Source organism: Actinomadura sp. BRA 177, from assembly GCF_013372625.1.
Lineage (GTDB): Bacteria > Actinomycetota > Actinomycetes > Streptosporangiales > Streptosporangiaceae > Spirillospora.
On record NZ_JABXFD010000428.1, the window covers coordinates 32,654 to 45,732 of the forward strand.

At 71.9% G+C, this 13,079-nt stretch carries 15 protein-coding genes and 1 pseudogene; 3 read left to right on the forward strand and 13 right to left on the reverse strand.

Annotation, left to right across the window (positions count from 1 at the left end):
* Positions 1-34: 34 nt before the first annotated feature.
* Entirely contained in the window at positions 35-1,240 is a 1,206-nt protein-coding gene (locus HUX53_RS25900) for a helix-turn-helix domain-containing protein (RefSeq protein ID WP_309237430.1), read from the forward strand.
* A gap of 2 nt (positions 1,241-1,242) precedes the next feature.
* On the opposite strand, the gene HUX53_RS41560 is transcribed toward HUX53_RS25900, so the two are convergent.
* The 6 genes and pseudogenes from HUX53_RS41560 to HUX53_RS25925 all read right to left on the reverse strand — a co-directional run bounded on the left by HUX53_RS41560 (position 1,243) and on the right by HUX53_RS25925 (position 4,746).
* Positions 1,243-1,371, reverse strand: coding sequence for a hypothetical protein (locus HUX53_RS41560; protein ID WP_255205632.1), 129 nt, complete (start codon positions 1,369-1,371; stop codon positions 1,243-1,245).
* Between the two features lie 13 nt (positions 1,372-1,384).
* A complete protein-coding gene (locus HUX53_RS25905) occupies positions 1,385-2,536 on the reverse strand; it encodes an RNA-guided endonuclease TnpB family protein (protein ID WP_176405830.1) in 1,152 nt (383 codons plus the stop codon).
* A gap of 124 nt (positions 2,537-2,660) precedes the next feature.
* A pseudogene (locus HUX53_RS41565) lies at positions 2,661-2,798 on the reverse strand (FAD-dependent oxidoreductase); the annotation flags it as partial.
* Positions 2,799-3,054: 256 nt separating this feature from the next.
* Positions 3,055-3,267: a hypothetical protein gene (locus HUX53_RS25915; protein WP_176405831.1), complete on the reverse strand. Its 213-nt coding sequence runs from the start codon at positions 3,265-3,267 to the stop codon at positions 3,055-3,057.
* Positions 3,268-3,345: 78 nt separating this feature from the next.
* Positions 3,346-4,170 carry an acetate uptake transporter family protein gene (locus HUX53_RS25920; RefSeq protein WP_176405832.1) on the reverse strand — a complete coding sequence of 275 codons (825 nt, stop codon included), beginning with the start codon at positions 4,168-4,170 and terminating at the stop codon, positions 3,346-3,348.
* 162 nt (positions 4,171-4,332) lie between these two features.
* Positions 4,333-4,746 carry an STAS domain-containing protein gene (locus tag HUX53_RS25925; protein WP_176405833.1) on the reverse strand — a complete coding sequence of 138 codons (414 nt, stop codon included), beginning with the start codon at positions 4,744-4,746 and terminating at the stop codon, positions 4,333-4,335.
* Positions 4,747-4,852: 106 nt separating this feature from the next.
* Here HUX53_RS25925 and HUX53_RS25930 point away from each other — a divergent pair, with 106 nt between their 5' ends.
* A complete protein-coding gene (locus HUX53_RS25930; RefSeq protein ID WP_176405834.1) occupies positions 4,853-5,098 on the forward strand; it encodes a DUF2630 family protein in 246 nt (81 codons plus the stop codon).
* 4 nt (positions 5,099-5,102) lie between these two features.
* Here the strand turns inward: HUX53_RS25930 and HUX53_RS25935 are convergent, their stop codons facing one another.
* The 6 genes from HUX53_RS25935 to HUX53_RS25960 are packed head-to-tail and all read right to left on the reverse strand — an operon-like array spanning position 5,103 to position 12,144.
* Complete coding sequence (locus tag HUX53_RS25935) at positions 5,103-5,579, reverse strand: L-lactate permease (RefSeq protein WP_217919905.1); 477 nt, start codon at positions 5,577-5,579, stop codon at positions 5,103-5,105.
* 19 nt (positions 5,580-5,598) lie between these two features.
* The gene (locus HUX53_RS25940; protein WP_309237431.1) at positions 5,599-6,807 is read right to left on the reverse strand and encodes a transposase; all 1,209 of its coding nucleotides are present in this window, start codon (positions 6,805-6,807) and stop codon (positions 5,599-5,601) included.
* 44 nt (positions 6,808-6,851) lie between these two features.
* Positions 6,852-8,909, reverse strand: coding sequence for a xanthine dehydrogenase family protein molybdopterin-binding subunit (locus HUX53_RS25945; RefSeq protein ID WP_176405835.1), 2,058 nt, complete (start codon positions 8,907-8,909; stop codon positions 6,852-6,854).
* Positions 8,906-9,880 (reverse strand): xanthine dehydrogenase family protein subunit M, encoded by a 975-nt coding sequence (locus HUX53_RS25950; protein ID WP_176405836.1) that lies wholly within the window; start codon positions 9,878-9,880, stop codon positions 8,906-8,908. Before HUX53_RS25950 ends, HUX53_RS25945 begins: the two co-directional genes overlap by 4 nt.
* Positions 9,877-10,452: a 2Fe-2S iron-sulfur cluster-binding protein gene (locus HUX53_RS25955; protein ID WP_176405842.1), complete on the reverse strand. Its 576-nt coding sequence runs from the start codon at positions 10,450-10,452 to the stop codon at positions 9,877-9,879. The genes HUX53_RS25950 and HUX53_RS25955 overlap by 4 nt, the downstream gene beginning before the upstream one ends.
* Before the next feature lie 39 nt (positions 10,453-10,491).
* Entirely contained in the window at positions 10,492-12,144 is a 1,653-nt protein-coding gene (locus HUX53_RS25960; protein ID WP_217919895.1) for an ATP-binding cassette domain-containing protein, read from the reverse strand.
* Here HUX53_RS25960 and HUX53_RS40185 point away from each other — a divergent pair.
* Positions 12,113-12,250, forward strand: coding sequence for a hypothetical protein (locus HUX53_RS40185; protein ID WP_217919896.1), 138 nt, complete (start codon positions 12,113-12,115; stop codon positions 12,248-12,250). The genes HUX53_RS25960 and HUX53_RS40185 overlap by 32 nt on opposite strands.
* Here the strand turns inward: HUX53_RS40185 and HUX53_RS25965 are convergent.
* Positions 12,247-13,056: a hypothetical protein gene (locus HUX53_RS25965; RefSeq protein WP_303623181.1), complete on the reverse strand. Its 810-nt coding sequence runs from the start codon at positions 13,054-13,056 to the stop codon at positions 12,247-12,249. The genes HUX53_RS40185 and HUX53_RS25965 overlap by 4 nt on opposite strands.
* Positions 13,057-13,079: the final 23 nt, after the last annotated feature.

The window sequence follows — 13,079 nt, forward strand, 5'->3', positions numbered from 1 at the left end:
ATTGGCGTGAAAACAGACTCTTGCGGGAGCGGTTGTGACGCACGACAACACGGGCAGCGTGCGGGGGCTGTGCATGGGCGGGCGGCCGATGGCGCCGCGGCTGCGAGCCGGCGCCCCGCGCCTCACCCGGTGCGTCGTCGCGCGGCTGCTCGCCGAGCTGCCCGTCTACGCGGAGCTGCCGCAGGAGGAGGTCGCCGGGGACATCGCCGGCATCGTCCAGCACAGCCTCCGGCAGTTCGCGGACGTCCTGGAGCGGCGCCGCCCCGCCCGCCCGGACGAGTTCGCCAGGCAGCGCGACTCGGCGGCGCTGCGGGCCGAGGAGGGCGTGCCGCTGGACGCGATCCTGGCCGCCTACCAGATCGGCGCGGCGATGGCGTGGGAGGAGCTGACCGCCGGCGCGGAGCCGGCCGACCTGCCCGCCGTCCAGGAGGCGCTCGGCTACTTCCTGGACTTCCAGCGGCTGCTGATCTCGGCGGTCAGCGCGGCCTACCTGGAGGTGCGGCAGATCCTGGACAGCCAGGAGCACGGCGGCCGGCACGCGCTGATGACGGCGCTGCTGGCCGGGGAGACGACCGGGCACCGCCCGGCGCCCCGGTACGCGGTGCTGACGCTGGCGTTCGCCCCGCATCCGGACGAGGCGGGCACGGGCCAGCGCGCCCGGATCGCGGCCCGGCGCAAGATCAGGCGGGTCCGGACGGTGCTGGACGAGGTGGCCGACGAGCCCGCCCTCACCGTGCTGGACGCCTCCGGCGGCACGGCCCTGCTGCCCTTCTCCGCCGGCTGGGAGGTCCTGCACGACCTGGTGGCGCGGGCCGCGAAGGCCGCCGACACGCAGATCACGGCGGCGGCGGAGATCACCGGACCCGCCGGGATCCCCGCCGCCGCCATGCAGACCGCCGAGATCATGGACCTGGTCCGCCGGGCGGGCCGCCCGCCCGGCCTGTACCGGCTCGCGGACGTCCTGCTGGACTACCAGCTCAGCCGGCCGAGCGGCGCGCTCGCCGGGCTCGCGGCCCTGCTCGCGCCGCTCGACCGCAAGCCCGAGCTGCTCCGCACGCTGGAGCGCTACATGGCCTGTGACCTGGATCGGCGGATGACGGGCGCGGCACTGCACGTCCACCCGAACACGGTGGCGTACCGCGTCCGCCGCATCAGCGCGCTGACCGGGCTCGATCCGGCCCGGCCGAGCGACCTTCAGCTACTCAACGCGGCGCTGGTCGCGCGCCGCGCCCTGCCCTGACGTCACCTCCCCGGCCAGCGCGTGTCGAGGATGTCGAACTGGTGCGGCAGCCGCAGCGCGTAGCGGAGCTTGTCGTTGGCCGTCAGCTTCTCGGCCCTGAAGGGGGCGAGCTTGCAGCTCTTGGCCGCCACTGGATGTGGTGGGTCAGGCCGCGTCGTCGGCAGCGTGACTCACTGCCCAGCCGGCTGCGCCGCGTGCGGCGATGTTGCGGGCTGCGTTGACGTCGGCGTGCTCAGCGAAGCCGCACGACGTGCATTTAAAGGTGGCCTGGTCGGGCCGGTTCTTCTTGTCGATGTGGCCGCACGCCGAGCACTCCTGCGAGGTGTGGCGCGGGTCCACGAAGACCACCGGGACACCGGCGCGTTCGGCCTTGTAGGCGATGAAGGCGCCGAGCTGGGCGAAACTCCAGGTGTGCAGTGTGACCCGCTGGGGCTTGCGTAGCCGGACCCGCGCGCGGATGCCGCCCAGGTCTTCCAGGGCGATGCCGTGCGTGGTGCGTTGAGCCTCGGTCACGATGCTCTTGGAGATGCGGTGGTTGGTGTCCGCCGCGAAACGCCTCTCACGGCCGGACAGGTGGCGCAGTAGCCGTTTGGCGGACTTAGTCCCCTTGGCCTGGAGACGTTTGCGGAGGCGGCGGTTGCGGTGGCGGACCTGGTTGATGTGCTTGCCGGAGTGGACGGTGCCGTCGCAGGTAGTGGCGATGTTGACGATGCCCAGGTCCACCCCCATGAACCCGTCCGGGACGTATTCGGGGGCTGGGGGGAGGTCGCAGGTGGCGTAGAGGTAGAAGCAGCCGCCGCGCCACACCAGGTCCGACTCGCCCTGCCGGTGCGTGGCCAGCAGCTTCGCCTGCTCGGCGGAACAGGCAAAAGGGATGCTCTTGAGCCTGCCGTGGACCGTCCAGATGCTCACGGTGCGCTCCTGGATCTGCCAGGACAGCGACCGGTCGTCGAACGGCTGCGCGGCGTCCTTGCGGAACCGGACCGGTGCACCCTCCACCCTGGCGCGGCGACGCGAGCCGACCGGCCCGTAGTTGCCCGCCCTCAGGTTCTCGGCAAGGGCGGCGTAGGCGCCAGCGGCTTTGCGGATGCAGTGGATCGCTGGCTGGGCTGATAGGCCCATCGCCTTCAACTCGTCATAGACCAGCCGTTGCAGCGCGGTCTTGCCCTTCGTACCGGTGGCGAAGGCACGGCGGGAGGCGTGCCCGGCGGCCTGGTTGCACAGCTTCAGCGTCTCCCACAACGCGACCTGTGCGGCGGCGTCGGGGAGCAGCTTCACCTGCACCACCAGCTTCACCCCGACACAATAACATTCCGTGTCCTGAACGTAACGGTGAGTTTAACTCGTGCTCGCCCGGCAGGTCGAGCCTGCCGCCCGTCCCGGTGCCCGGCGGGAAGATGCTGCGGGCCTTGCCGCCGAGGGCGGTGCGCTCGTAGACCTCGACCTCGAAGCCACGCTCGATCAGCTCGTGCGCGGCGGTGAGGCCGGCCACGCCGGCGCCGAGGACGGCGACCCGCCCGCCGCTCGCCGCCCGCGCGGGCAGCGAGCCCATGGCCATCGCCCCGGCGGTGGCGGCGCCCACCACTCCCGCGTCTCGTAGGAACCTTCTGCGTGTCGTCACGGCGACCCTCCAGGTGCCAGGCCCCCGACCCAATAAGTGGTGAGTTACTTGTAACACGCTATTAGCACACTGCCAATAAGCCGGGACGCGCCGGCTCCGGCCACGGTGGCATTGGTGCGAACCGAAACAGCAGTAGACACCGGACGCGCACGTCCGGTGTCACTCCGCACTGGCTCCCGGTAGGGCGGCCGGCTCAGCCGGCGGTCGCGCCGGGGTGCTCGGTGCGGAGGTGGTGGTGGAGCGCGGACAGCTCAAGGTGCGGCTGGTGGCAGCGCACGCACGCCCAGATCCCGTCCGGAATGCTCACGCCGTGCTTCGCGCCGTCGTCCCGCGCGCAGAGCACGGTGTAGGTCTGGACGAGGCGCCGCCACGTCTTCCGGGCCGTCCCCCGAACCGCCAATGACATTCCCGCTCCCCTCCTGGCCGATCCCTGTGGACCGGCCCAGGATAAGGCAACGGGAATGTCAAGGCGAAACGCCGGAGATCACTGGCCGATCTTCACCCCCGGCTGGCCCTGCGGGTACTCCAGCGGCCGGGCGGCCCGGCGGCCCGGGACGTTCCCGCCGCGGCGGGTCTTGAAGAGGGGCAGGATGGTCCGTCCGAAGCTGTTCTCCATCATCATCGCGCCGGCCACGTAGAGGGCGAGCACCGCGGACGCGACGAACAGCCAGCCGCCGACGTCCAGCGGCCAGGTGGACCCGGCCCAGAAGCCGGCGGAGGTGAACCCCGCGCCGACGGCCAGGCACCCCAGCAGCAGCGCCAGCATCAGGCTCTCGCCGAGCGCGGCGAGGGCGCCCATCCCGGTGATCACCGCCAGCGCCACGAACCAGAACGCGAAGCCCTGCCGTACGCTGCCGAGGACCGGTGCCGACGCGAGCGGCACCGCCCCAACGCTGATCAGCATGAAGAACAGGCCCCAGGCGAGCCAGAACGCGCCCCAGATGCCGTGCATGGCGGTGGCGAGGCCATCCCGGGCGCGGTAGGCCCACATGCCCGCCAGGAACTGCGCGAGGCCGCCCGCGAACAGCGCGAAGGGCCAGATGATCATCGGCGTGGTGGCGTCGCCGTACCAGCCGGCCTGCCAGGCGCCGACCATCATGGTCGCGGCCGCGAATCCGAACAGCCCGAGGATGGACGGTGCCGCGATGGGCTGCAGGAAGACGCGCGTCCGGTCCTCCCATATCGCGTGCTCGCCGGGCTCATTGGCGCCGCGGCCCGGCGCCGCGGTGGCGGCGCCCTCGGCGGGCGTCACGGGTGCGGCGCGCTCGCCGGACATCGGCGATTCCGCACGCTCTCTTCGCCTTGCCATGAGATCCCCCTCTGGAATCGGAGAGCTGTAAATCCCTCCTAACCGTGGTTTGGGGGGTCAAACAGGTCATGACCGGGATCCTGCGGGAACAGCCGGTTCCGGAGGGATCGTTTGCCCCGCCGGGGCGCGCACGTGGTGCTCCGATGACGGTGGAAGGCCAGGTCAGCGCTGGGGTCGGCAGTGGATCGCCAGCCCGGGGGTGGTGTGCCAGCCGATCAGCCGGAAGAGCCGGTCGATGTGCGGCGAGACCGTGTGCAGCACGATCAGGCGGCCGTGCTCGTGCATCTCGCGGGCCGCGACGCAGAAGGCGCGCAGCCCGGCGACGTCCATGAAGGCGAGCGCGGCCAGGTCGACGTGGACGTCCCCGGCGAGGCGGGCCTGCGCGGCGTGCAGCGCTGCGGCGACGGCCGGCGCGTTGGACACGTCGATCTCGCCGGACATGCGGAGCCACGGCGAGGCCGCCGCGGCGGCGATGTGCAGCAGCGCGGTGTCGAGCTCGACGATGTCGTAGCGGGGAGCCGCGCGCTCCCCGGAACCGGGAGCGCCCTCTCCACCGCTGATCCGCCAGATCGTCATGTCATGCGCACCTTCGCCGTCGGCCGGGGCGCCGCCGTCCAGGACGGACCCGTATGTGCCAGGCTCTCACCTGACGACATCCTATGGACCCCACCGGACGGATTTCATGGACGAGAAGGCGATTCTGGCCCGAATCAACGAGTTCATCGAGGAGGAGCACACCCTCCGGCAGGCGCACGAGCGCGCCGAGACGAGCGACGCCGAGGCGCAGGACCGGCTGCGCCGGCTGGAGGTGGCGCTCGACCAGTGCTGGGACCTGCTGCGCCAGCGCCGGGCGCGGCTGGCGGCGGGGCAGAACCCGGACGAGGCCGCGGTCCGCCCCGCCGCCGAGGTGGAGAACTACCGGCAGTAGGTGCTCACGGCACCATCCACCCGAGGATTCCGGTGGACTGCAGCCCGGACAGCAGGCACATGCCGGCGAGGAACAGCAGGCTCCACAGGACGACCCGGCGGAAGATGTCGCCCTCCTTGCCGTCCAGGCCGACTGCGGCGGCCGCGATGGCGAGGTTCTGCGGCGACACCATCTTGCCGAGGACGCCGCCGGAGCTGTTCGTGGCGGCCATCAGCACGGTGTCGAGGTCGGCCTTGTTCGCGGCGGTGACCTGCAGCGCGCCGAAGAGCGAGTTGGACGAGGTGTCCGACCCGGTCACGGCGGTGCCGAGCCAGCCGAGGATCGGCGACAGCACGGCGAACGCGCCGCCGGCCCCGGCCATCCAGGTGCCGAGCGTGACCGTCTGCCCGGACGCGTTCATCACGAACGCCAGGGCGAGGACGGCCATGACCGTGACGATCGCCCACTTGAGCTGGACGAGGGTCGTCCAGTAGGCGCGCAGGGGTGGTCAGGTAGGTCGGCTACCCAGCAGAAGGCGGGTTTGCGGCTCGCGACTGCCCCTGACCAGGGGACGGTGACACGGCCGCATGAGGCGTACCGACGAACGCCCACGCCGTGCGTGCACGCCTCGCGACGTTCACGGCGGCGACATGGTCGGCCGGGCCAGCGAGCCCGCAGACCATACAACGGAAGTCGTCCCGGGTGGGACGGTTCTTGCGAGAGACATGCCCACAGCGCGGACATGTCTGGGAGGTGTAGGCCGCATCCACCTCCAGGACAAGCACGCCGGCACGGTGTGCCTTGTAGGTGATGAGCTCACCGAGTTGGTGGAACGGCCATGACGACAGTGTGGCCCGCTGGTGCCGCCTGAGCCGGACCCGGTCGCGGATGCCCTGGAGCTCCTCCAAGGCGATGCCGCGTCCAGTGCGTTGGGCATCGGCCACCACTGTCTTGGCGATCTTATGGTTGATGTGCGCGGCATGCCGACGCTCGCGTCGAGCTCGCCGCTTGAGCTTGCGCTTAGCGGATTTGGTGCCCTTGGTTTGCAATTCGGCGCGGACCCGCGCCATGCGCCGCCGGTACCGCAGCAGGCCCCGTCCCTGGTGGTTATCCCCATCAGAGGTACTGGCCAGGTTCGTGAGGCCGCGGTCTACCCCGATCCAGTCGCGCGGGCGCGTGTTGAGCGGCTGCGCGAGCACTTCGCAGGTCGCGACCAGAAACCATTTGCCGTTCCGGCGCACTAAGTCGCTCTCGCCCTTGCGGTGTTCGGCCAACATTTTGAGCTGGGACGGCTCGCCTGTGAAGGCGAGGCTCTTCATACGCCCCTGGGTGGTCCAGATCGACACGGTGCGCGCGTCCGTCTGCCATGAAAGCGATCGATCATCAAACGGCTGTGCGGCGTCGGGGCGAAAGCTGATCGGTTTACTCTCGGCCTTCGCGCGGAGGGCCGATCCCGCCCGCCCCGATCGCCCGGCCTCGATCTGCGCCCGCAGCGCGGTGTAGGCGTCCGCCGCCTTGCGGATCACATGCAGCGCTGGCTGCGCCGACAGCCCTTGCGCCTTCACCTGCGTGTACAGAAGCCGCTGGAGGCCTGCGCGAGAGAACACCTTCCGCTCGTACGCCACCTGCGATACCCATGCGGCCACACGGTTGCAGGCGTGCAGGGTTTCGGTCAGCACCGCCGCCTGCTCGGGCCTCGGCAGCAGCTTCACCTGCACCACCAGCTTCACAATCCGTGACCATATCATTACTCGCCACTCAGTGCGGGTCAAGATCACAAGTGCGGGAGGAGCTTGGCCGGGGTGATGGGCAGGTCGCGGACGCGCACCCCGCACGCGTGCGCGACGGCGTTGCCGACGGCCGCGGCGGCGCCGACGATGCCGATCTCGCCGATCCCCTTGGAGCCCATCGGGTTCAGGTGCGGGTCGGACTCCTCCACCCACATCGCGTCGATGTCGCGCACGTCGGCGCAGGACGGGACGTGGTACTGGGCGAGGTCGCGGTTGAGGTAGTCGCCGAACTCGGCGTCCATGATGCTCTCCTCCATCAGCGCCATGCCGATGCCCATCGTCATGCCGCCGATGAACTGGGAGCGGGCCGTGACCGGGTTGATGATCCGCCCGACGGCGAACACGCCGAGCATGCGCGGGACGCGGATCTCGCCGGTGTCCATGTCGACCTCGACCTCGGCGAAGTGGGCGCCGAACCCGTGCCTGGCGTACTCCTCCGCGGCCTTGAGCTCGTCGGTGGTGTCGGCCGACGCCTCGATCCCCTCGGGCGGGACGGCGCCGTTCAGCCGGCCCAGCAGCGTCTCGCAGGCCCGCACGACAGCGGTGCCCCAGCTGGCCGTCCCGCTGGAGCCGCCCGCGACAGACGCGGTCGGGAAGGAGCTGTCGCCGACCTCCATCCGCACCCGGCCGAGATCGGCCTTGAGCGTCTCGGCGGCGATCAGCGCGAGCGCGGTGCGGGCACCGGTGCCGATGTCGGACGCGGCGATCCGCACCGTGAACGTGCCGTCCTGCTCCGCCCGCGCCGTCGCCTGGCCGGGATTGCGGCGGGCCGGGTAGGTCGCGGCGGCGACTCCCGTCCCGAGCAGCTTGCGGCCGACGCGCCGCACGCCCGGCGTCGGGTCGCGGCCCTCCCAGCCGAACCGGTCGGCGCCCTCCTCCAGGCACGCGACGAGGTTGCGGGAGCTGAACGGCAGCCCGCTCTCGGGCTCCCGGTCGGCGTCGTTGCGGACGCGCAGCTCGACGGGGTCGACGCCGGCGGCGACGGCCACCTCGTCCATGGCCGATTCGAGCGCGTACATGCCGGGCGTCTCGCCGGGCGCCCGCATCCACGACGGCGTCGGGACGTCCAGCCGGACGACCCGGTGCGTCGTGCGGCGGTTCACGGCCTGGTACATCACCCGGGTCGGCGCGGCGGTCTGCTCGGCGAACTCCTGGACGGTGGAGGTCTGCTCGACCACGTCGTGCATGATCGCGGTGAGCCGCCCGTCGGGGTCGGCGCCGAGCCGCATCCGCTGGATGGTGGGCGTCCGGTAGCCGGTGGTCGCGAACATCTGCCGGCGCGGCACGGCGAACTTGACCGGCCGGCCCACCTCCCGCGCGGCCATCGCCGCCAGGACGGCGTTCGGCCGGGGCGTGCCCTTGGACCCGAACCCGCCGCCCACGTGCGTCGACACGACTCGCACCTGCTCCCGGTCCAGCCCGAAGATCTGGGCGAGCACCTGCTGGTGGGGGGACGGCCCCTGGGTGGATTCGTAGAGCGTGAGGGTTCCGTCCTCGTTCCAGTGGGCTGTGGTGGTGTGCGGCTCCATGGGGTTGTTGTGCTCCGCCGGGGTCGTGTAGGTGACGTCCACCCGCACGGCCGCGCCGTCGAACGCGCGGTCGGGGTCCCCCAGCTCGGTGTCCGGGGCGAGCCCGGCGTTGACCTGTTCGGGCTTGTAGAGGCCGGGATGGTCGCGGCGGAGCAGGACGTCCGGGTCTTCGGGCGCGTACTCGACGTGGACGAGCCGCGCCGCCTCCCGCGCCGTCTCCAGCGTCTCGGCGACGACGGCCGCGATGACCTGGCCCCGGTAGGAGACCGTCCGGGACTGGAAGACGGCCAGCTCCCCATTGGACTGCTCTTCGAGCCGGGGCGCGTTCTCGCACGACAGGACGGCGAGCACCCCCGGCAGCCGGCGCGCCGATTCGGTGTCGACGGACACGATCTCGCCGCGTCCGGTGTGCGCCTGGACGGCCGACAGGTAGGCGGCGTCCTGCAGCGGGTACTCGAAGGCGTACCGGGCCGCGCCGGTGACCTTTTCGCGGCTCTCCAGCCGGTTCGTCATGACCTCTCCCCCAGCTCGGTCAGCGTCTGCACGATGAGGTTGCGCGCGAGCGGCACCTTGTAGCCGTTGTCGCGCAGCGGCTCGGCGGCCGCGAGTTCGGCGTCGGCGGCACGGGCGAACGCATCCCCGGTCATTGCGGCGCCGCGCAGGACGTCTTCGGCGTTCCGGGCCCGCCACGGCTTGGGGGCGACGCCGCCGAGCGCCAGCCGGACGTCCTGGATCGTGCTGCCGCGCACGTCCAGCGCGGCCGCCACCGAGACGAGCGCGAACGCGAACGACGCCCGCTCGCGCACCTTGCGGTAGGTGGCCGGCATGCGCAGCGGCGGCACCACGACGCCGGTAATCAGGTCGCCGTGGTCGAGCGTGGTGTCGCGCTGCGGCTCGTCGCCGGGCAGCCGGTAGAAGTCGTCGAGCGGGATGGTGCGTTCCCCGTCCGCGCCGAGCACGCGGACCGAGGCGCCGAGCGCCATGAGCGCCACCGCCATGTCGGACGGGTGGGTCGCCACGCACGCGTCCGAATGCCCGAGGATCGCGAGGTTGGTGTGCTCGCCGTCGCGCGCCGGGCAGCCGGTTCCCGGGCTCCGCTTGTTGCAGGGCTTGGACGCGTCCTGGAAGTAGGGGCAGCGGGTGCGCTGCAGCAGGTTGCCGCCGGTCGTCGCGAGGTTGCGGAGCTGGCCGGACGCGGCCGAGAGGACGGCCTTGGCCAGCATCGGGAACTCCTCGCGGACCGTCCGGTCGGCGGCGAGGTCGCTGTTGGTGACGGCGGCGCCGATGAGGAGCGTCCCGTCCGGGTTTCGCTCTATGTGGTCGTAGGGCAGGCGGGTGACGTCGACGAGCTTCGAGGGCTCTTCCACCCCGAGCCGCATCAGATCCACGAGGTTCGTGCCGCCGCCGAGGTAGTAGGCGCCGTCCTGATGCTCGGCCATCGCGTCCTCGGCCGTCGTCGCACGCGCGTACGCGAAGGGCCTCATGCCCGCGCTCCTTCCTGGATCCGCCGCGCCGCCGCGCGCGGGTCCGCCGCCGCCTCGTTGGGCTCGCCGGCCGCCTCGCGCAGCGCGGCGACGATGCCGACGTAGGCGCCGCAGCGGCACAGGTTGCCGCTCATCCGCTCGCGGATCTCGGTGTCGTCCAGGGCGGGTTCGGACGCCATGTCGGCGGTGACCGCACTCGGCCAGCCGCGTGCGGCCTCGTCCAGGACGGCGGTGGCGGAGCAGAGCTGGCCGGGCGTGCAGTACCCGCACTGGAAGGCGTCGTTGTCGATGAATGCCTGCTGGACGGGGCTGAGCTGCCCGTCGTCCGCGAGCCCTTCGACCGTGACGACGGTGGCGCCGTCATGGGCGACGGCCAGCGCGAGGCACGCGTTCGCGCGGCGCCCATTGAGCACGACCGTGCAGGCACCGCACTGACCGTGGTCGCAGCCCTTCTTCGATCCGGTGAGGCCGAGATCCTCGCGCAGGACGTCCAGCAGGGACGCCCGCGTGTCGACGTTCAGCCGGTGCTCTTCGCCGTTCACGTGCAGGGTGATGTCGGCGTGGATAGGCATGTCCATGCCGCGCCACCTACCCCGGATCGCCGGGGTGAGTCAGCGGCGGCGCGGACGCAACCGGTAAAGGCGGTACCAGGCGGCGGCCACGAAGACGGCCAGCAGCACGGCCGCGATCACCATGTCGAATCCCCAGGTCGCCGCGGTCGGCTTCCACAGCGGGTCGGGGTCGCCGGCCGGCGGCGTGATCCGGCCGAGGTCGATGGTCGCGCCCGCCGCGCCCATTCCCCACCGGGACGGCGACAGCCACGCGAGCTGTTCCAGCCCGGGCTTGCCGTTCAGCCGCACCAGCGCGCCGGACAGCACCAGCTGCGCCATGGAGAGGACGATCAGCAGCGGCAACGTCTTCTCCGACGTCCCGACCAGCGCCGACACCAGCAGGCCCAGCGCCATCGACGCGACGCCGAGCAACGCCATCGCGAGCATCAGCTCCGGCAGGACGGCGGTGAACGTGCCGTGCGGCGGCAGCTTCACACCGACCGTGCCGATCAGCACGAGGACGACCGCCTGCATCGCCGTGATCACGCCCAGGACCAGCAGCTTCGACATCAGGTAGACACCCGCCGACAGTCCCGCTGCCCGCTCCCGGCTGTAGATCGTCCGCTCTTTGACCAGCTCGCGGACGGCGTTGCCCGTCCCGGCGAAGCACGCGGCGAACGCCATCACCATCAGCTTGGACGCGGCGTCCGGGTTGGTGCCGGGCGCTCCGGTGAAACCCTTCGCGGCGGGGATCGCGGCGGTCAGCCCGCCGAGGATCAGCGGCATCACGCCGAGCAGCACCAGGTAGCTGCGGTCGGACGCGATCACCGCGAGGTAGCGCCGGCACAGCGTACGGAGCTGCGCCAGCCGGGACTGCCTTGGGGGCGGCGGCTCGGGCGCCTTGGCGGCGGCGGGGCGGGGCGTCCCGTTCGAGACGCCCGCGACATAGCGCGCGTGGCGCGGCGAGTCGCGGAACTCGGCCGCCCAGTCGCGGCCCGGTTCGCGGTCGAACGCCTGGAACACCTCGGCCCACGTCTTCTTGCCGAAGTGGGCGAAGCCCTCGTCCGGCGGGCCGTAGTAGGCGAGCCGCCCGCCGGGGACGAGGACGAGCAGCCGGTCGCAGGTGTCGAGGTTCGCGACGCTGTGCGTGACGACGATGACCGTCCGGCCGTCGTGGGCCAGCTCGCCGAGCATCTCCATGACCGTTTTGTCCAGGCCGGGGTCGAGGCCCGATGTCGGCTCGTCCAGGAACAGGAGGGACGGTTTCGTCAGCAGTTCCAGCGCGACGCTGACCCGCTTGCGCTGCCCGCCGGAGAGGCGGTCGATGCGGGTGCGGGCGTGCGGGGTGAGGCCCAGCTCGTCCAGGACCTCGTCGACGCGCGCCTCGCGCTCGCTCTTCCGCGTGTCGCCGGGGAAGCGCAGCTCCGCCGCGAACAGCAGCGCCTGCCGCGTCGCGAGCTGCGTGTGCAGGATGTCCTCCTGCGGGACGAGCCCGATCCGGTGCCGCAACTCGTCGTAGTCGGCGTACAGGTCGCGGCCGTCGTAGCGGACGGTCCCCTCGGTCGCCGGGCGGGTTCCGGTGACGGCGCCGAGCAGCGTCGATTTCCCGGCGCCGGACGGGCCGATGACGCCGACGAGCGACCGTTCCGGGATGGGGAAGCCGACCTCGTCCAGGATGACCTTGCCCGAACTGGACGGCGCGCTCGACTTCACCGTCCCGGTGAAGGGGCTGCCGCTGGGGCTGGCGTTCCGCAGCCTGACGGTGTCGTCCGGCGGCGTCTCGCTGCACGTGAGCGGGCGGAACGTCCGGTTCGGCTAGAGGAGATCGACTGCCGCGTCCACGGCGGCGCCCACGTCGCCGTCCGGTGGATACAGGAGTGCGCGGCCAGCGACGAGACCCTGCACACCCGGGATGCGCAGCGCGCGCCGCCAGCCGTCCAGCACCGCGTCCGTCTCGCCCGCGACCTCGCCGCCGAGCAGCAGCGCAGGCAGCGTGGTCGCCGCCATGACCCGCTCCATCTCCGGCACGACGGGCAGCTTCAGCCACGTGTACGCCGACGTGGCGCCCAGCCCGGACGCGACCGACACCGCGCGGATCATCGCCTCCGGCGTCAGCAGGTTCCGGACGCGGCCCTCGATGCGGTGCGCGACGAACGGCTCGACCATCGCCATCAGCTCATGCCGGGCGAGGCCTGTCACCGCTTGCGCGCAGGCTTGGAGGGTGCTTGCGGTGGCCGGGTCCGCGTCGTCGATGCGGAGCAGCATCTTGCCGCCGTCCAGCCGTGCCGCCGCGATCGCGCCGGCGTCGTAGGCGGTGAACCGGTCGTCGATCTCGAACGACGTCCCGGCGAGGCCGCCGCGGTTCATCGACCCGATCGCGAGCCGGTCGTCCAGCACGCCGAGCAGCAGCAGGTCTTCGAGGACGTCGGGGGTGCCGAGCACGCCGTCCACGCCGGGGCGTCCGAGCGCGGCGCAGAGCCGGTCGAGCAGCCCGGCGCGATCGGCCATCGCGACCGGATCGCCGCCCACCCCGAGCGCACCGCGCGCCGGATGGTCCGCCGCGATGATCATCAGCCGGCCGCCCCCGCCGGGCGGGCCGTCGCGGCGGGTGCGCGCCGGGGCCAGTCTCTTATAAACCTCTACGAGTC

Coding starts and splice junctions, on each gene's coding strand:
- HUX53_RS25915 (WP_176405831.1), bottom strand. CDS start 3,267: ATGTCATTGGCGGTTCGGGGGACGGCCCGGAAGACGTGGCGGCGCCTC.
- HUX53_RS25920 (WP_176405832.1), bottom strand. CDS start 4,170: ATGGCAAGGCGAAGAGAGCGTGCGGAATCGCCGATGTCCGGCGAGCGC.
- HUX53_RS25925 (WP_176405833.1), bottom strand. CDS start 4,746: ATGACGATCTGGCGGATCAGCGGTGGAGAGGGCGCTCCCGGTTCCGGG.
- HUX53_RS25930 (WP_176405834.1), top strand. CDS start 4,853: ATGGACGAGAAGGCGATTCTGGCCCGAATCAACGAGTTCATCGAGGAG.
- HUX53_RS25945 (WP_176405835.1), bottom strand. CDS start 8,909: ATGACGAACCGGCTGGAGAGCCGCGAAAAGGTCACCGGCGCGGCCCGG.
- HUX53_RS25950 (WP_176405836.1), bottom strand. CDS start 9,880: ATGAGGCCCTTCGCGTACGCGCGTGCGACGACGGCCGAGGACGCGATG.
- HUX53_RS25955 (WP_176405842.1), bottom strand. CDS start 10,452: ATGCCTATCCACGCCGACATCACCCTGCACGTGAACGGCGAAGAGCAC.